Annotated in this window: 15 protein-coding genes; 2 read left to right on the forward strand and 13 right to left on the reverse strand. The window is 68.1% G+C overall.

The window, feature by feature from the left end:
- Nucleotides 1–58 precede the first annotated feature (58 nt).
- From fadD32 to glf, 9 genes are all read right to left on the reverse strand, one after another.
- On the reverse strand, nucleotides 59–1,951 hold the full coding sequence (gene fadD32, locus MSG_RS24170) for a long-chain-fatty-acid--AMP ligase FadD32 (RefSeq protein WP_096443659.1): 1,893 nt from the start codon (nucleotides 1,949–1,951) through the stop codon (nucleotides 59–61).
- A 279-nt stretch (nucleotides 1,952–2,230) separates the two neighbouring features.
- Nucleotides 2,231–3,271, reverse strand: a complete 1,041-nt coding sequence (culp6, locus tag MSG_RS24175; protein WP_096443661.1) for a carboxylesterase Culp6 — start codon at nucleotides 3,269–3,271, stop codon at nucleotides 2,231–2,233.
- Nucleotides 3,272–3,398: 127 nt separating this feature from the next.
- On the reverse strand, nucleotides 3,399–4,310 hold the full coding sequence (locus MSG_RS24180; RefSeq protein ID WP_373421165.1) for an esterase family protein: 912 nt from the start codon (nucleotides 4,308–4,310) through the stop codon (nucleotides 3,399–3,401).
- 158 nt (nucleotides 4,311–4,468) lie between these two features.
- Nucleotides 4,469–5,509 carry an esterase family protein gene (locus tag MSG_RS24185; protein WP_096443663.1) on the reverse strand — a complete coding sequence of 347 codons (1,041 nt, stop codon included), beginning with the start codon at nucleotides 5,507–5,509 and terminating at the stop codon, nucleotides 4,469–4,471.
- 326 nt (nucleotides 5,510–5,835) lie between these two features.
- Entirely contained in the window at nucleotides 5,836–7,803 is a 1,968-nt protein-coding gene (gene aftB / locus MSG_RS24190) for a terminal beta-(1->2)-arabinofuranosyltransferase (RefSeq protein WP_269458609.1), read from the reverse strand.
- Complete coding sequence (locus MSG_RS24195; protein ID WP_096444788.1) at nucleotides 7,790–8,701, reverse strand: decaprenyl-phosphate phosphoribosyltransferase; 912 nt, start codon at nucleotides 8,699–8,701, stop codon at nucleotides 7,790–7,792. Before MSG_RS24195 ends, aftB begins: the two co-directional genes overlap by 14 nt.
- Nucleotides 8,702–8,712: 11 nt before the next feature.
- On the reverse strand, nucleotides 8,713–9,234 hold the full coding sequence (locus MSG_RS24200) for a phosphatase PAP2 family protein (protein WP_096443667.1): 522 nt from the start codon (nucleotides 9,232–9,234) through the stop codon (nucleotides 8,713–8,715).
- Nucleotides 9,227–11,119: a glycosyltransferase gene (locus MSG_RS24205; protein ID WP_096443669.1), complete on the reverse strand. Its 1,893-nt coding sequence runs from the start codon at nucleotides 11,117–11,119 to the stop codon at nucleotides 9,227–9,229. Before MSG_RS24205 ends, MSG_RS24200 begins: the two co-directional genes overlap by 8 nt.
- A gap of 49 nt (nucleotides 11,120–11,168) precedes the next feature.
- Nucleotides 11,169–12,365: a UDP-galactopyranose mutase gene (glf, locus tag MSG_RS24210; RefSeq protein WP_096443671.1), complete on the reverse strand. Its 1,197-nt coding sequence runs from the start codon at nucleotides 12,363–12,365 to the stop codon at nucleotides 11,169–11,171.
- Between the two features lie 247 nt (nucleotides 12,366–12,612).
- Between glf and MSG_RS24215 the strand changes: the two genes are divergently transcribed.
- Nucleotides 12,613–13,542, forward strand: a complete 930-nt coding sequence (locus tag MSG_RS24215; RefSeq protein ID WP_181159192.1) for a PirG — start codon at nucleotides 12,613–12,615, stop codon at nucleotides 13,540–13,542.
- 139 nt (nucleotides 13,543–13,681) lie between these two features.
- Nucleotides 13,682–15,346 carry an LGFP repeat-containing protein gene (locus MSG_RS24220; RefSeq protein ID WP_232011123.1) on the forward strand — a complete coding sequence of 555 codons (1,665 nt, stop codon included), beginning with the start codon at nucleotides 13,682–13,684 and terminating at the stop codon, nucleotides 15,344–15,346.
- On the opposite strand, the gene MSG_RS24225 is transcribed toward MSG_RS24220, so the two are convergent.
- The 4 genes from MSG_RS24225 to MSG_RS24240 all read right to left on the reverse strand — a co-directional run bounded on the left by MSG_RS24225 (nucleotide 15,343) and on the right by MSG_RS24240 (nucleotide 18,559).
- Entirely contained in the window at nucleotides 15,343–16,158 is an 816-nt protein-coding gene (locus tag MSG_RS24225) for an HAD family hydrolase (RefSeq protein WP_096444789.1), read from the reverse strand. The two genes, MSG_RS24220 and MSG_RS24225, sit on opposite strands and share 4 nt — an antisense overlap.
- Before the next feature lie 61 nt (nucleotides 16,159–16,219).
- Nucleotides 16,220–17,005 (reverse strand): lysophospholipid acyltransferase family protein, encoded by a 786-nt coding sequence (locus MSG_RS24230; RefSeq protein ID WP_096443677.1) that lies wholly within the window; start codon nucleotides 17,003–17,005, stop codon nucleotides 16,220–16,222.
- Between the two features lie 27 nt (nucleotides 17,006–17,032).
- On the reverse strand, nucleotides 17,033–17,785 hold the full coding sequence (locus MSG_RS24235; RefSeq protein WP_096443679.1) for a lysophospholipid acyltransferase family protein: 753 nt from the start codon (nucleotides 17,783–17,785) through the stop codon (nucleotides 17,033–17,035).
- 6 nt (nucleotides 17,786–17,791) lie between these two features.
- Nucleotides 17,792–18,559: a lysophospholipid acyltransferase family protein gene (locus tag MSG_RS24240; protein ID WP_096443681.1), complete on the reverse strand. Its 768-nt coding sequence runs from the start codon at nucleotides 18,557–18,559 to the stop codon at nucleotides 17,792–17,794.
- Nucleotides 18,560–18,597: the final 38 nt, after the last annotated feature.

Raw genomic sequence — 18,597 nt, forward strand, 5'->3', positions numbered from 1 at the left:
GGCGCGTTCTCGGAGTCGTCCGGCAGGTCAAATTCGATGTCAGACATGGTTCCTGAATTCAGTCAGTGGAGTTGGCGAAAGCGGTCGGGGAGCCGATGCCGCTGCGCAGGGTGCCGTCGAGGTAGGCGGTGCGGCAGGCGCGGTGCCCGATCTTGCCGCTGGAGGTGCGGGGAATCGTCCCCGACTGCACCAGCAGCAGGTCACGCACGGTGACCCCATGCCGGACGGCGATGGCCGCCCGAATGTCGTCGGCGATGGGCTGGTAGTCGAGCTTGTGCGAGCCGGCCGCGCGCTCAGCCACGATCACCAGCTGCTCGGAGGTGTCGTCCGGGTCGAACTTCAGCCCCGTGTGCGGGTTGTCGAACACTTCCTTCGGCAGCTCGTTGGCCGGGACCGAGAAGGCCGCGACGTACCCGGTGCGCAGCGCCTTGCTGGCCTCCTGCGCCGAGTACTCGAGGTCCTGCGGGTAATGGTTGCGGCCGTCGATGATGACCAGGTCCTTGATGCGGCCGGCTATATAGAGGTGACCGTTGAAGTAGGTGCCGTAGTCGCCGGTGCGCACCCACAACCCGTCGTCGGCGGCGCCTTCGGCATGCGACCCTCTGACGCGCGACTTGAGGATGTTGCGGAAGACGTGGTTGGTCTCTTCCTCCTTGCCCCAGTAGCCGGTGCCCAGGTTCTTGCCGTGCAGCCAGATCTCGCCGATCTGACCGTCGGGCAGCTCGCTGGCCGTGTCGGGGTCGACGATGACGGCCCACTCGTCGACGCCGATCTTGCCCGCGGAGACCTGCGCGACCGCCTTCGGCGAGTCGGCGGCGACCTCGACGAAGCGTTGGTTGTTCAGCTCGTCGCGGTCGACGTGGATGACCGTCGGCGTCTCGTGCGGCGGAGTGGTCGACACGAAGAGCGTCGCCTCGGCCAGGCCGTAAGACGGCTTTATCGCCGTCTCCGGCAGGCCGTAGGGCGCGAACGCCTCGTAGAACTTGCGCATCGAGGCCGGGGAGACCGGCTCGCTGCCGTTCAGGATCCCCTTGACGTTGCTCAGGTCCAGGGGCGGCTCGTCGTCGCGCGGCAGGCCGCGCACCGCGGCGTGCTCGAAGGCGAAGTTCGGCGCGGCCGAGAAGACGCCGCCGGTGTCGTCGGGTTTGCGCGCCAGTTCGCGAATCCACCGGCCGGGCCGCCGGACGAACGCGGCCGGGGTCATGAAGGTGAAGCTGTGGCCGAGTACCGGGGATAGCAGCGCCGTGATCAGGCCCATGTCATGGAACAGCGGCAGCCAGGACAGCCCGCGGTCGCCGTCGGTGCCTTCCAGAGCTTCAAGCACCTGCAGCACGTTGGTGGGCAGGTTCAGGTGCGAGATCTGCACGCCGGTCGGGGTCCGGGTGGAGCCCGACGTGTACTGCAGGTACGCGATCGTGTTCTCGTCGGCGTCCGGCACTACCCAGGTGGCGGCGACCTCGTCGGGCACCGCGTCTACGGCGACGACGCGCGGCCGTTCCTTGGCCGCGCGGGCCCGGATGAACTTGCGGACACCCTCGGCGGACTCGGTGGTGGTCAGGATCGTCGACGGTGTGCAGTCGTCCAGCACCGCATGTAGGCGGCCGATGTGGCCCGGCTCGGCAGGGTCGAACAAGGGCACCGCGATGCGGCCGGCGTACAGCGCGCCAAAGAACGCAATGAGGTAGTTAAGGTTCTGCGGGCACAGGATGGCGATGCGGTCACCGGGCTGGGTGACCTGCTGCAGTCGGGCGCCCACGGCGCGGTTTCGGGTGCTGAAGTCCGACCAGACGATGTCGCGGTACACGCCGTCGCGTTCGGTGGAGTAGTCGATGAACCGATAGGCGAGCTTGCTGCCGCGCACCTTCGCCCACTTCTCAACGTGCTTGACCAGGTTCGTGTTGTCCGGGAACTTGATCTTTCCATTCACGATGAACGGGTTGTGGTACGCCATTGCAGCCCTCTCCTGTTACGACGCTCGCCGGTCGGCTACGCCGACCGTGCTGGTGTCGGCTTCGCCGACGGTCTTCCCGCGCACGGTCCGGCCCGGCACGCTGGGTGCGGGCCGGGCAACCTCCACCCGATCGGGACAAACCACCAAACTCTTATGCTCTTAGTTTTTTCTTAATGTTAAGGGCCGGTGCCCAGCAGACCAAATCACAAGGTACCGCTGATTTCCCCGGCTCCAGCCTTCCTGACCCCTGTGTCCCGCCGCCTTGCTGGTGGCGGCGGATCACCCGTGTTTGGGATGCGGTGCATTTTCGATCAGCCCCCGCGCCCAGTTCAACGCCCAGTCGGTCGCCGGGGCGCCGTCCAAGCTCCAGCATTGGGTCGTGGCATACAGCGCGTGCACCGGCTGCGCCGCGCCTCCCGCCAGCGTATTCAGGGTGTTCGGCAGGTTTACCAGGCTGAACGCTTCCTGCGGGGCTGCACAGATCAGGTCGCCCGGGGCGCAGATTTCGTTGGTCCTGGCGTTGAGGTCGCCGAACCCGCCGGGGCGCGGGCCGGTCATCGTCAGTCCGAGCCCGGCCAGGACGGGAACCTCGTGCAGGGTGACCTCGGCGCCCTCGCCCGGCGGGTTCGGGCCGATGTCGTTGCCCACGCCCTCCTGCCGCCGACCGTCGGCGATCAACGTCACACCGAGCACCAGGTCGTCGTCGACGGGACCGCGCCCGTTGCCGACGTCGCTGGCGATGTCGCCCGCGATCACCGCGCCCTGAGAAAAACCCAGTAGCAGATAGGTGGTCAGCGGGCACTTGTTATTCATGTCCGTCATCGCCGCGACGGCGGCCCTGGTGCCCTCGGCCCGGCTGTCGTTGTAGGACATCTGCTTGACGCCGCCGAGCGGATTGTTGAACTGCGCGGTGTAGGGAACCGTGTAGGTCTGCACGCGTGACGACGGGAACTGCTGGCCTATCGCCAGAGTGTCCTTGTGCAGCAGCGCATTCGGGAACTGGGTGGGGTTGAGCGGGTCGTCCTGCGGTGCGGACTCCCAGGTGCCGGGGATGACGATCATCTGCACGTCGGGGCAGGACGCGTCCTGCGACGCGGGCCGCGGCTTGTGCGGGTGGGTCGCCGACGCCGACGGCGGCAGGATGCTCGACGGCACCGCGCTGGGCGGCGCCTCGGTGCTGCGCAACATGGTCACCACCGCCACGATCACCAGCAGCACGACACCGGCCATGGACAGGGCCGCGGCCCAAGCAACCACCCTGCGGCGCTTGTTGCGGGCTTTCGCCGTCCTGGTGCCTTTGCTGGCTCGTGGCGTGGGCATATTCTCCTGCTAGCAGAGTTCGGTGGGTCGCAGCTCGATCACGCGGAGTGATGCCCCCTGCTGCACTTCACTACACGGTACCGGCTCGGCGGATGGCGCCGTCCGCCCTGCTAGCGGTGTCGCGGGGTCAGCGGATGGCGCCGACGATGTCGCCGGACATGGCGCCCAGCTGACCCGACCACGAGCCCCAACCGTTGTCGCCGCCGCCGGGGAAGTCGAAGTGGCCGTTGTGGCCGCCGACGCTGCGGTACTGCTGATAGAACTCCCGGGAGCTGCCCATCGCCGAGCCGGCCTGGCCGATCATCGCGGCGTCGTCACCGCCCATGTTGGTCGGGCTCCAGACCCACACCCGGGTGTTGTTCTGCGCCAGCAGCGACGCGTGCACGTAGGGGTCGTGCCACTTCCAGCGGCCCAGCTGCGGCGCGCCCCACATGCCGTTGCCGTCGATGCCGGCGAACTGCTGCAGACCCGCCAGGATCGCGCCGTTGTAGTTGGTGCTCGACGGGTACAGGAAGCCCGACAGCGAGCCGGCGAAACCGAACCGGTCGGGATGGAAGGCGGCCAGCGCGAACGCACCGTAGCCGCCCTGGGAGGCGCCGACCGCGGCGTGCCCGCCGGGTGCCAGGCCCTTGTTGGCGGCCAGCCAGTCGGGCAGCTCGCTGGACAAGAAGGTGTCCCACTGTTTGCTGCCGTCCTGTTCCCAGTTGGTGTACATGCTCCAGGCGCCGCCGGCCGGGGCCACCACCGAGATGCCCTTGCCGCCCAGGGTGCTCATCGCGTTGCCGGCGGTGACCCAGTTGCTCACGTCCGGCGCCGCGTTGAAGGCGTCCAGCAGATACACGGCATGCGGCCCGCCGCCCAGAAACGCCACCGGGATCGAGCGTCCCATGGCGCCCGAGGGCACCATCAGCGTCTCGTACCCCGCCGCCCTGGCCTTGCCGGCGGTTCCCGCGCCGAGCGCGACACCGCCCACCCCGACAGACAGCACGGCAACGCAGAGCACCCGCACCAGCGTCGACAGACTCCGCACACCCCTCATGTCCACCTCCATGGTCTGATCGCTGGAAGAACAGTAACCAGCGCCGCCACGGGGCAGATCCGCAGGGTAGTGAAATAGGCCACACTCGGGCCCCCAACCGCCACCGGCGGCGACCCTGAGGGATCGCCGCCGGTGGCGGTCATGCTTTCGCCGCGGGCTTAGGTGCCCTGGGCCGCCGGAGCGGCAGCGGCGGCGGTGGCGGGCCCGGCGCCCGGCGTGGCGCCCAGCGCCGACTGCAGGTCAGGCTTCATCGCCTGCAGCTGCGAGCCCCAGTAAGGCCAGTCGTGCGTGCCGTTGGCGTCGAAGTTCCACACCGCGTTATGGCCACCGGCCGCGTTGTAGGCCTGCTGGAACTTCAGGTTGGAAGTCCGCACGAAGCCCTCGAGGAACTTGGCGGGCAGGTTGTCCCCACCGAGGTCGGACGGCTTGCCGTTACCGCAGTACACCCAGATGCGGGTGTTGTTGGAGACCAGCCTGGCCACCTGCAGCGACGGGTCGTTACGCTGCCAGGCCGGGTCCTCCTTGGGGCCCCACATGTCGGCGGCCTTGTAGCCGCCGGCGTCACCCATGGCCAGGCCGATTAGCGACGGACCCATGCCCTGCGACGGGTCCAGCAGCGCCGACAGCGAGCCGGAGTAGGGGAACTGGTCGGGGTGGTAGGCGGCCAGGATCAGCGCCGACGAGCCGGCCATCGACAGACCGACCGCCGCGCCGCCGGTCGGCTTGACCTGCTTGTTGGCCGACAGGTACTGCGGCAGCTCGCTGGTCAGGAAGGTTTCCCACTTGTAGGTGGTGCAGCCGGCCTTGCCGCAGGCGGGCTTGTACCAGTCCGAATAGAAGCTGGACTGCCCACCGACGGGCATGACGACCGCGATGCCCGACTGGTTGTACCACTCGAAGGCGGGGGTGTTGATGTCCCAGCCGTTGAAGTCGTCCTGGGCACGCATGCCGTCGAGCAGGTACAGGGCGGGCGCGTTGGGGCCGCCGCTCTGGAACTGGATCTTGATGTCGCGACCCATGGCGGCCGACGGGACCTGCAGGTACTCGACCGGCAGACCCGGGCGCGAGAACGCCCCTGCGGTCGCCGGGCCCCCCACGACGCCGATCAGACCCGAAAGCAGAGCCGCGCCAACGGCTCCAACCAAGAGTCGGCGTGGCGTGCGTGCCACGGCGCCGCGAAACCTGTCAACAAGCGTCATTCTTTGCTTCCTCATCCTTTCGGCGCACCCTTCAAGAAAGTGCGTCGTCGATTTAGGTCAAACTGCATGCGATCTCCGTGCAGCAGCGCCCGTGTAGTCAACCACACGATCGGTCGTCCGCTCACATCGAGGAGACCGCGCAAAGCTCCAATCCGCTCTCCTACCCAATGGGTTTCATTTCAAACCTCAGTGTGAAGAATCGTGTTTCCGCATGTGCGTGGGTGTCATCGGCACTGATGGGCACCGAAATGTGAGGTTTCTGTCAATGTTTGGTCACGGGCGCCGCAACGCGGTGAGCGATCCGCCGGAGAATTTCCCATGCAACCTCACTCACGCGGAGGCGGCGGACTCGGTTCGGGTACCGGCAGCCCGCACCGAACGAGATCGTAGAGCGGCACGCGGTCGATGCGATAGCCGGTGAATTCGAAGGAGTGCAAGAAGTTTGAGACGAACCGGTGGATCGTCATCGGGGCACGTACCGAGGACAGCATCGCCTTGGTCTCCGGACATTGCAGCGCCGCCACCGCCTGGGCGATCCAATTGACGTCCAAATAGCCTGGTACACCTGGATAGACCTTCACCCAGGGACCGTCGGCAATCACCCAGTCCGGGAACAAATTCTTGTCATGCCCGATGCGGCCGTGCTGGAGGCGTTCGGTGTGTTGGGCGAGCGGATTGGCCAAACCGATCTGGTCGATCACCCGCACGTCGAGACCGACATTCATGCCCAGCATCCCCAGATTGGTGAAAAACACTGCATGCTGCGGCTTTTGGGGTGGGCCGCCCGGGGCGGGCTGCGCCATCGGCACCAGGTCCCACTGCGTGTAGTTGCCCGACGGCAACAGCAGGGCCCCCTCCGGGGTGTTGTCCAGCGCGGTCAGGACCGCGGCCATCCGGGGGTAATCGAGGTAGTCGGCGGCGGTCAGCGGGTGGGCGTGGCCGGTGGCCTGTGAGTAGAAGCGCCGCTCGTCGACGATCCCGGAGTAGCTGACGTGGGTGGCGTCGTCGCCCATCCCCGGCGAGTTCGCCGCCCACAGCGACCAGCCCGCGATCCCCAACCAGAGCACGCCGGCGGCCGCAGACAGCAGAGCACCCGACTCGCGCTGGAAATCCTTGACGTCGGGCAACACCACCGGGATCACCGCCACCGGAGCCAGCAAACAGAACACCGGCGCCAGCAACACCCGGGCGTGCATGAAGTCGCCGCCCTGGCGGGTCCAGTACAGCGCCTGCAGCAGCCCGCTGACCAGGACGAAGGCCACCGCCCCCGGCGGGCTCTGCACCGCGCGGGCGAACCGCCCGTAGTTGGGTGCCTCGGCCGGGCGCAGGAAAGACGGCCGCCGGCGCGTTGCCATCACCAGCAATCCCAGCGGCACCAACAGCACCACCGGGGCCCACAACGCGTAGGGCGCGTTGAAATTCGCGAGATACACCATGCCCTGCGACCATTTGTCCCCCGCGGCATCCTTGGCCAGGGCGGTGCCGGGAACGAGCAGTCCGTAGTAGCCCATCCGGAAGATCTGGTAAGCGACCGGCAGGAAGCCCCCCGCCGCCACGATCAGCGCGCGGCGGCGCAAGGTCCGGGCCGCGATCAGCATCATGATCAGCGCCAGCCCGCCCATCACCGCCAACTCCGGCCGGACCAGCACGGAAACCCCCGCGACGAAGGCCAGCGCGCCGGTGAACACGTCGTTGTCCGGACGGTTGCGCAGCGGCTGCGACCAACGGACCATCAGCCACCACAACAACCCCAGATAGGCCAGCGTCAACCCGCTCTCCAGCCCCGACGTGGCGAAGTCGCGCGCCGGGGGCAGGGCGATGTACACCAGCGCCCCGGCGGGCAACATGATCGCCTTGCGCCCGCGCAGGCTGGGCGCGTACAGGCGGCCGGCGCCCAGCATCAGCAGCGCCACCCCCAGCAGCGACAGCACCAGCGCCAGCACCAGCGCCACGTACTCGAGGCGCAACGGCCCGCCGATCCAGCTGCCGAGATACATCAGGTAGGTCCACGCCGTGGAGGTGTTGGCCTCGACCCGCTCGCCCTGATTGAAGACCGGACCGTTGCCCGCCAACAGGTTTCGCACCGTGCGCAACACGATCAGTCCGTCGTCGGCGATCCACCGGCGTTGCCAGGCGCCCCAACCGAACAGCACGACGACCAACGCCACGCTGATCCCCAGGGTGATCCGCACCACCCGGTCGTAGGGGAACGGCCGGCCGGGCCGCCGGACCATCGGCCGGCGGCGCAGCATCTCGCACTTGATGGCCTCCAGACCAAGGCTAGCCGAAGGCAATGGCCGCACCAATGGTCGCGATCCACGCCAGCGCTAGCAGCTGCAAAACCCGGTCACGCAATGCGATGTCTTCCGGCTCGCCGGCCATACCGCCGTCGACGTCGACCGCATAACGCAGTATCGCAATGGTGAACGGGACCATCGACACGGCAAACCAGGATCCCGAATGGCGGTCGCGTTCGAAGGCCCACAGCCCGTAGCACAGCACCACCGCGGTGGCCGACATCGTCCATACAAAGCGCAGGTAGGTGCTGGTGTAGCTCTCCAGCGACTTGCGGATTGCGGCGCCGGTACGCTCGGCCAGCTGCAGCTCGGCGTACCGCTTGCCCGCCGTCATGAATAGCGATCCAAACGCCGCGGTCAGCAAGAACCACTGGGATAAGGGGATGTTGGTGGCCACGCCTCCGGCGATGGCCCGGATCAGATACGCCGACGATACGATGCAGATGTCCAGCACCGCTTGATGTTTGAGACCGAAGCAGTAGGCCAGCTGCATAGCGATGTAGACCGCCATCACCACCGCCAGGTTCGGGGTCAGCCACCAGGCAATAGCCAGCGATGCGACACCTAGCACCGCCGCCAGGCAGTAGGCCAGCCACTCCGGCACCACGCCCGCCGCGATCGGCCGGAACCTCTTGGTGGGATGGTTGCGGTCGGCCTCGACGTCGCGCACGTCGTTGACCAGGTATATCGACGAAGCACCAAGGCTGAACGCCACAAACGCCACAGAGACCTGAGTCAGCATCGCGGAATAGTCGTAGCGGATCGGCCCGCCCAGGGCGGCCAGCGGCGCGGCGAGCACCAGGACGTTCTTCACCCATTGGCGTGGCCTCATCGCCTTGACCACTCCGGTGATCAAGTTCGCCGGCGGTTGCCCGGTCGCCACGTCGTCACTCATTTCGGTCACACCTATCTGGACTTCCTATCGAGCCAGAGTGCAAGGCGGGCGACCCCGGCGCCGAGCGCCACGCCGAAGACGACGTCACTGGGATAGTGAACCCCCAGCACCAGTCGCGACAACGCCATCGGCGGAACCAGCACCGGCGCCAGCGGTACCCCGATGGCGCGGCCCATCAGGACCGCCGCCGCGGTGGTGGACGTGGCGTGGGCGGACGGGAAGCTCAGCGCACTCGGCGTGCCGACGTGGACGGCCACGGCCCGGTCGTGCGGGCGCTTGCGTCGCACCACCCGCTTGACCCCGACCGCGGCAGCGTGCGCAGCGAAGGTGCCGGCCGCGGCCAGCAGCCACTGGTGGCGGCGGCGCTCCATCAGCAGCGCCCCGAGCAGTTCGACGATGACCCAGCCGACGCTGTGCTCCCCGAAGTGCGACAGTCCGCGCGCCGTCGACAGCACGCCCGGGCGGCTGGCCAGCGCCGACTGCACGGCGATCAGCGCGGCCACCTCGCCGCGCGGCGCCGCCGGTTCAGGCATGCCGGGACTCTGCGGCCGTTGGGAGCACCGTCTCCCACTTCTGCTTACTGGACAGCACCGGCAGCGCGTCCCGGTACACCCGGCGCATCTCGCCGAACCGGGTCAGCAGCTGGCGCTGCCGGCGCAGCGATTCCAGCAGCAGCGTGAACATCTTGCGCCGGTCGCGCTGCCGGTAGACCACGCCGCACCCGTCGGCGGTCGTCACGGTGACACCGTCGACCGTGCACAGCCGGAACCACCGCGCGTCCTGCGTCGGCACGTTGAACTCCGGGCGCTGGTGGGTCTCCGGGTCGGGGGCGGTGAGGTTGTGCAGGATCCCGCGGGCCAGCCGGTAGCTGATGGACACGGGGTTCACCGGCGGCTTCATCGCCTTGCTCTGGTACGAGGGGGCCGGCAACTCGGCGGCGGCCGGCAGGACGACGGCGTCCGGGTAGTCCCTGCGCAGCTGGTGCACCTCCGGCAGCCCCGACTCCAGGATCGAGAAGATGTGCTCGGGCCCGGCAAGGAAGTCATCGATGGCCCTGTTCTGAATCGCGACCGTCGAATATTCAAGGCAGGCAAGGTGTTTCAGCGTGGCCTTGAGGTGGCTGCGAACCAGGCCGCGGATCTCGCCGTCCCAGTGCGTGGCCGCGACCACCAACCGGTTGCGCAGGTGGAAGTAGGCCTGCCAGTCGATGGCGTCGTCCTTGTCGCTCCAGGCCATGTGCCAGATCGCCGCGCCGGGCAGCGTCACCGTCGGGTAGCCGTGCTCGCCGGCGCGCAGGCCGTATTCGGCGTCGTCCCACTTGATGAACAGCGGCAGCGGCTGGCCCAGCTCCTCGGCGACCTGCCGCGGGATCATGCACGTCCACCAGCCGTTGAAGTCGACGTCGATGCGCCGATGCAGCAGCGCGCTGCGATCGTTCTTGTCGCTCAACGGGAATTCGGCGAAATCGTGGTCGTACTCGGCGTGCGGCGCGGCGGTCCACATGAAGTTCGACTGGTCGACGACCTCGCCCATGATGTGCAGGTGCGAGGGCTCCTGCAGGTTGAGCATCTGGCCGCCGACGAGCATCGGGGTCTTGGCGAAGCGGTTCATCGCCAGCACCCGCAGGATCGAGTCCGGCTCGATGCGGATGTCGTCGTCCATGAACAGGATCTGTTGGCAGTCGGTGTTTTTCAGCGCCTCGTACATCACCCGGCTGTAGCCGCCGGAGCCGCCGAGGTTGGGCTGATCGTGGATCGACAGCCGGTTGCCCAGGCCCGCGGCCGCCGCCGCGAAGTCCGGATGATCGCGCACCTTGCGGGTGCCCTGGTCCGGCACGATGACAGCACCGATTACCTTGTCCACCAACGGATCCGCGGTGAGGTCGAACAGCGCGTTGACGCAGTCGGCGGGGCGGTTGAACGTCGGGATGCCGACGGCGATGTTGGCCGTGCCCGGCGCGGGCTCGGTGGCATACCAGCCGCCGCTGACCAGGCCGACCGCGGTGTCGGTGGTGACGTCGAACCAGATCCAGCCGCCGTCCTCGAACGACTTGAGCGGCACCTCGATCTCGACGACGGCCGGCTGCTCGTCGGTGCCGACGAATTGGCGGCCCTCGACCGAGATCCGCACCCCGGTGGCCTTGGTCCGGTACAGGTCGACGCGCCCCGTTCCGGTCAGCTCGACCCGCAGCACCACCGACTTGCAGATGGACCAGCGTCGCCAGTAGCTCGCCGGGAAGGCGTTGAAGTAGGTCGCGAACGACACCTCGGACTCTTTGCCGATCTCCAGCGAGGTGCGGCTGGTCGCGTGGGCACGCCGGGCGTTGGTCGTCGACTCCTGCAGGTACAGCTTGCGCACGTCGAGCGGCTCGCCCGGCCGCGGCAGGATGATTCGGGACAGCAGGCTCACGGCAACCATCGGTGCCACTCCTCCTCGTCGCTGCGCTCGGCGTCGTCGTTGGCGCGGGTCATCGGGAAGTCCCCTGCTCGACCAGAGCGACGCCGTCGCGCAGGTGTGGAACCAGGGTGTTGTCGTACATGTTCAGCGCGCTCGCAATGGCCATGTGCATATCCAGGTATTGGTAGGTCCCCAGCCGCCCACCGAAAAGCACCTTCGAAGAAGCCGTCTCGGACTTCGCCCGCGCTCGGTAGGCCGCCAACAGGGCACGGTCTGCTTCGGTGTTGATCGGATAGTAGGGCTCGTCGTCGTCCTCGGCGAACCGGGAGTACTCCCGCATGATCACCGTCTTGTCGGTCGGGTAGTCGCGCTCGGTGTGGAAATGGCGGAACTCGTGGATACGGGTGTACGGCACGTCGGGATCGTTATAGTTCATCACCGGCGTGCCCTGGAAATCTCCGATGGGCAGCACTTCGGTTTCGAAGTCCAGTGTGCGCCAGCCGAGCCGGCCCTCGGCGTAGTCGAAGTAGCGATCGATCGGACCGGTGTAGACGACCGGGGCGTCGGGGCTGGCCGCGCGCAGCTGGTCGCGGACCTCGAACCAGTCGGTGTCAGTGCGGACCTCGATGCGGTCGTCGGCGGCCATGTTTTCCAGCCACGCGGTGTAGCCGTGCAGCGGCAGACCCTCGTAGGTGTCGCTGAAGTACCGGTTGTCGAAGGTGTAGCGCACCGGCAGCCGGGTGATGTTGGCCGCCGGCAGCTCCTTGGGATCGGTCTGCCACTGCTTGGCGGTGTAGCCCTTGACGAACGCCTCGTAGAGGGGGCGGCCGATCAGCGAGATGGCTTTCTCCTCGAGGTTCTGCGCGTCCGCCGTGTCGATCTCTGCGGCCTGCTCGGCGATGAGCTGGCGCGCCTCGTCGGGCGTGAAGTACCGGCCGAAGAACTGCGACACCAGGCCCAGGCCCATGGGGAACTGGTAGGCCTGCCCGTTGTGCATCGCGAACACGCGGTGCCGGTAGTCGGTGAAGTCGGTGAACTGGCGCACGTAGTCCCACACCCGCTTGTTCGAGGTGTGGAACAGGTGGGCGCCGTACTTGTGGACCTCGATCCCGGTCTGCGGCTCGGCTTCCGAATAGGCGTTGCCACCGAGGTGCGGGCGGCGCTCCACGACGAGCGCGCGCTTTCCGAGTTGGGTGGCCACGCGTTCGGCGATGGTCAAGCCGAAGAATCCAGAGCCGACGACGAGTAGGTCAAAGCGATCGGTCATCGGTTGCTTAGGGTATCCGACGGCGCGGGCGGCCCCCATTTGGCGAGGCTGCGGGCTCGCGGTTCGGGCACGTGAAGGTTCGTTTGCGGCAGTTCGAATCCCACGTAACGCGCAGGGTCGCAATTGCCTCACGATTCAATATCGCCACTCTAGTAACAGCTTCCTCACTCGTACCATCGACTCAGTGGACCTCACCGGAACGGACCGGTGGGGCACACGGACAAACACACATATTGAGGAGACTTCCGTGCCGAACCGACGCCGTCGCAAGCTCTCCACAGCCATGAGCGCGGTTGCCGCCCTGGCAGTGGCTAGTCCTTGCGCTTACTTCCTGGTTTACGAATCGACATCGGCCCCCAAGGCGCCCGAGCACCACGAGTTCAAGCAGGCCGCGGTCATGACCGACCTGCCCAACGAACTGATGGGCGCGCTTTCGCAGGGCCTGTCGCAGTTCGGGATCAACCTCCCGCCCGTGCCCGCCCTGAGCGGCGCCACCGGGGGCACCGGGCTGACCAGCCCGGGCCTGACCAGTCCTGGGCTGACCAGCCCGGGCCTGACCAGTCCTGGGCTCACGAGTCCCGGCCTGGGCACCACCCCGGCGCTGGGCACCCCTGGGCTCACCAGCCCGGGGCTGGGCACGCCGGGGCTGACCAGCCCGGCCCTGTCCAACCCGGGTCTGCCCGGTACGCCGGGCACGCCCGTGACTCCCGGCCTCACTTCGCCCAACGCGATGCCGACGGTGCCGGGTGCCGGGCTCAACCCGGCGCTGTCCAACCCGGGCCTGACCAGCCCGGCCGGCCTCAACCCCGGCGGCACTGGGTTCGCGCCCAGCGAGGTGCCCATCAGCGCCGATCCGGGCGCCGACGGCACCTACCCGATCCTGGGTGACCCGTCGACGCTGGGCGGCGGCTCGCCGATCGGTACCGGTGGCGGTTCTGGCAGCGGCAGCGGCGGGCTCGTCAACGACGTGATGCAGGCCGCCAACCAGCTGGGCGCCGGGCAGGCCATCGACCTGCTCAAGGGCCTGGTGATGCCGGCGATCACGCAGGCGCGCAACGGCGCGGCCCTGCCAGGTGCCGCCGGTGCCCTGCCCGGTGCCGCCGGCGCTCTGCCGGGCGCGGCTGGCGCCCTCCCGGGCGCGGCGGCGGCGCTGCCGCCCGCCCTGCCTCCCGTCTAAAGCTTCGGGGGTCCCGTCACCAGACGGCACCGCAGAGTCTCGTTCTCTGCGGTGCCGTCGAACATTTTCCGACGACATTTGTCACGGAAATAACGTGTCACCTCATATGCACCATAAGAAACACACGTAACATCAGCTGGTGTCGTCCCGTTCCCGTGCACCGACGATGTTGCTGACCGCGATCGCGGCGACCGTCGTGCTGGTCTCGGCGGTGGCGAATCTGACCCGCGACCGCGAGGCCCGCCACCCGGCGGCGAACAGCGGCACCCAGCTCGCCGAGCAGCCGCTGGTCGGGCTGGGGGCCGGTGTCACGGTCCGCGAGATCAGCCAGAACACTCCGTTCTCGTTGGTCGCGGTCACCGGCGACCTGGCCGGCACCTCCACCCGGGTCCGCGCCAAACACTCGGACGGCTCCTGGGGCCCGTGGTATCAGACCGAGTACGAGACCGCCGCACCCGACGCCCGCTCGGGCGGCCAGCCGCTGACCGCGACCGCGACCGGGCCGACCGAGGGGCCACGCAGCACCGATCCGGTGTTCGTCGGCACCACCACGACCGTGCAGATCGCGATCACCCGCCCTCTCGACGCCGCCCCGACGCCCGACGTGCAGCGCTCGCCCGCGGAGAGCGCCGGTTTGGGCTACAAACCGGCCTCCCGGGAACAGCCCTTCGGACAGAACATCTCCGCGGTCCTCATCTCCCCGCCGCAAGCCCCGGTCGAAACGCACTGGACGCCGCCGTCGGGAGTATTGATGCCCGGCCAGCCGCCGGCGATCATCAGCCGAGCCGAATGGGGCGCCGACGAGTCGCTACGCTGCGGTACCCCGCAGTACGACAACGGGATTCGCGCCGCCGTCGTCCACCACACCGCGGGCAGCAATGACTATTCCCCGCTGGAATCCGCGGGCATCGTCAAGGCGATCTACACCTACCACAGCAAGACGCTGGGCTGGTGCGACATCGCCTACAACGCCCTGGTCGACAAGTACGGCCAGGTCTTCGAGGGCAGTGCGGGCGGCCTCACCAAGCCGGTCGAGGGCTTCCACACCGGCGGATTCAACCACAACACCTGGGGCGTGGCGATGATCGGCAACTTCGACGACGTCCCGCCGACCCCGATCCAGCTGCGCATGCTGGGCCGGCTGCTGGGCTGGCGCCTCGGCATGGACGGCGTCGATCCCAAGGGCACGGTCGCATTGGAGTCTGCGGGCAGCCACTACACGACGTTCCCGGCCGGCGCCGTCGCGACGCTGCCCACCATCTTCACCCACCGCGACGTCGGCAACACCGACTGTCCGGGCAACGCCGCCTACGCGTTGATGGACGAAGTACGGGACATCGCATCCCATGTCAACGACCCGCCCGAGGAGTTGATCAACGCGCTCAAGGGCGGGGCGATCTACGAGCACTGGGAGGCGATGGGCGGCATGAACAGTGTTCTGGGGTCCCCGACTTCGCCCGAAGACAGCACCGAGGGCGACGGCCGCTACGCCACCTTCGCCAAGGGCGCCATGTACTGGTCACCGTTGACGGGGCCGCAGCCGGTCACCGGCGCGATCTACGACGCGTGGGCGTCGCAGAGCTACGAACGCGGGCCGCTCGGGCTGCCGACCAGCGCCGAAATCCAAGAGCCGTTGCAGATCACCCAGAACTTCCAGCACGGGACGCTGAACTACAACCGGCTCACCGGCGACGTCAGCGAGGTCGTCGACGGGATCACGACGCCGCTATCGACGGAGTCGCAGACCGGGCCGACGGTGCCGCCCGAACACTTCTCGCTACCGACGCACCCGGCCGCCGCCTAGTTGCGGCCCCACCAACGTTCCAGCACCCGCGCCACCCCGTCGTCGCTGTTGGGCGCAGTCACCTCGTCGGCGGCGGCGAGGACGTCGGGGTGAGCATTGCCCATCGCCACGCCCAGGCCAGCCCACAACAGCATCGGCATGTCGTTGGGCATGTCGCCGAAGGCCACCACCTCGCCGCTGGAGATCCCCAGCGGCTTGGCGACCTCCTCGACGCCGGTGGCCTTGCTGATGCCCAGCGGCACGACCTCCACCAGACCGTTGTTGGTGGAATACGTGATATCGCCTTCCATGCCAACGTGTTTGGCCAACTCGGCGGCCATGTCCGCGCTGCGGGCACCGGCCTTGCGGATCAGCAGCTTGATCGCCGGCGCGCTGAGCAGATCGGCGATCGACACCTCGGTGTTGTCCGGGTTCAGCCACGCGTGCTCGTAGCCCGGCGAACTGACGAACTGCGGAGTCGCCGTGTCGTGGGCGCGCTCGCCGATGCGCTCGACGGCCAGCCCCGCACCCGGGATGACGCGGGACGCGATCTCGGCCAGTTCGCCCAGGGTGTCGACGGGTAGGGTGCGCGCCGACACCACCCGGTCGGTCGCGGGGTCGTAGATGACGGCACCGTTGGCACACACCGCGATCGGGGTGAAGCCGAGCTCTTCCACCACGGGACGTATCCAGCGGGGCGGGCGGCCGGTCGCCACGACGAACTGCGCGCCGGCCTCGACGGCGGCCCGCACGGCGGCGCGAGTGCGCGGAGTGATGGTTTCGTCCTCGTCGAACAGGGTGCCGTCGACGTCGCAGGCGACGAGCGCCGGGATTCTGGAATTGGTCACTGAGCCGTCACTCGCCGGCGATCCGCCTTCGTTGTGCTGTCGATGATCAGTGCAGGCCGCTCTGGTTCTCGCCCGGCCGCGTCACGCCGTCGGTGCCGTACTTCTGGATGCGTTCCTGCAACTCGGCCAACCGGATCGCCCGAGAGTCCTCCTGGGTGGGTGCACTACCGCCCAGCCGGCGCGGCACCCAGTGCTCGCCCTCCGGGTGCGGGTACTCCTCCTGCACCCGGTAGAGCATTGCCCGCATGGCGTTGCGCAGCGCGGCGTTGAGACGCTCCGGGTCGCCCTGGGGCAGCAGCGGCCGGCCGGCGGCCACCGTGATCGGGACCTTGTTGCGGAACACCTTCTTCGGGTGATCCTTCGGCCAGATCCGGTGCGCACCCCAGACGATGATCGGCACGATCGGCACCTGCGCCTCCAGCGCCATCCGCGCCGCGCCGGTCTTGAATTCCCGAAGTTCGAAGCTGCGGCTGATGGTGGCCTCCGGGTGCATCCCGATGAGCTCTCCCTCGCGCATCCGCTGCACACCCACCGCCAGCGCGTCATGCCCGTTGCGGCGGTCCACCGGGATCAGCCGGGCGTGCTTGATGACGTAGTTGACCGCCTTCACCTCGGCCATCTCGGCCTTGATCATGAAGTACATCCGCCGGCCCCGTTCCCGGGCGGCCAGGATCGTCGGCAGCCAGTCCAGGTAGCTGGTGTGGTTCTGGGCCAGCAACGCACCGCCGCGGGCGGGGATGTTCTCCAGGCCGTGGTAGGTGAACTTGGTTCCCTGCATGGCCACAACCGGCGGGACGACCAACTCGCCGAACCGGTAGAACGCCTCTGCCATGTCTTCATCCTTCCCCTTCTGCCCGGCCTACGACTGACGAGGCACGCGAGCGGCGGCCTTCGCCGCCGCCTCATCGGCCTCGATCTGCGCCGCCTCGGCCAACGTCGGTGCACCGCCCCCCAGCCGCCGCGGCACCCAGTACGCCCCCGGCGGGTGCGGGTAGCGGTCCTGCGCCTGGTAAAGCAGCGCTGTCATCGATTCGCGCAGCACGCGGTCGGTACCCACCAGATCCTCGGCGGCCCGCACCGGCGCGCCGACCTGGACCGTGATCGGCACCTTGTGGCGCCCGAGCTTTCGCGGATGGTCCTTGGTCCAGATCCGCTGGGCACCCCAGACAATCACCGGGACGATCGGGACGCCGGCTTCGGTGGCCATGCGCGCGGCCCCCGTCTTGAATTCCTTGAGCTCGAAGCTGCGGCTGATGGTGGCCTCCGGATAGACGCCGACCAGCTCGCCCTCGCGGAGCCGCTGCACGGCTACCGCATAGGCGCCCGCGCCGGCGTTGCGGTCCACCGGAATGGTGCGGGTGCGCTTGATCAGGAAGTTGACCACCTTCACCTGCTGCATCTCGGCCTTGATCATGAACCGCAGCCGGCGGCCCCGGCGGTGCACAGCCAGCGCCGCCGGGAGCCAGTCGACGTAACTGGTGTGGTTGATGGTGATCACCGCGCCGCCGCGCCCGGGGATGTTCTCCTCGCCGCGGTAGGTGACCCGGGTACCGGTGGCCACGAGCGCCAGCTGGGCGAGGATCTCGCACGTCCGGAAGGTCGGTTCCACCATCGGCTGCTACTCCGGCGCCCCAGGGGCTTCGGCGCGGCGGGCCGCGCGGGCGGCGGCCTCCTCGGCGTCCATCCGGGCGGCCTCGGCCAGCGACGGCGCCCCGCCGCCCAGCCGGTGCGGCACCCAGAACTCTCCGGCTGGGTGCGGGCCGTACTGCTCCTGCGCCCGTTCCAGCAGATGCTGCATCCGCGAGCGGAGCAGACCTTTGAGCTCCCCCACCCCCAGCGTCGGTTCGATCGGCTCGCCGACGAGGACCGTGATCGGCACCTTGGGCCGCAGCAACTTCTTCGGGTGGCCCTTGGTCCAGATCCGCTGCGCGCCCCACACGATGTGTGGAACGATCGGCACCCCGGCCTCCACCGCCATCCGGGCGGCCCCGCTCTTGCATTCCTTGATTTCGAAGCTGCGGCTGATGGTCGCCTCCGGATACACCCCGACCAGCTCCCCGTCCTTGAGGTTGCGAACGGCGGCCTCGTACGACGCGGCCCCGTCCTGCCGATCAACCGGGATGTGATGCAGGCTGCGCATGATCGGACCGGTGATCTTGTCGTCGAAGACCTCTTGTTTGGCCATAAACCGGACCTTGCGACCGAGACCCTGCTGGTAGGCGGGCAGACCCGCGAAGGTGAAGTCGAGGTAGCCGGTATGGTTGATCGCGATGACGGCGCCGCCGCTGGCCGGGAGATTCTCGACACCAGTGACGGTGATCTTCAGCCCCTGCACACGCCAGATAAAGCGTGCAAGCTGAATGACAGTCCCGTAAACCGGTTCCACAGCTTGTCAGCCTAGTGCGCCTGACTGTGAGCCGCCTG

Source organism: Mycobacterium shigaense (assembly GCF_002356315.1).
Classification (GTDB): Bacteria; Actinomycetota; Actinomycetes; order Mycobacteriales; family Mycobacteriaceae; genus Mycobacterium; species Mycobacterium shigaense.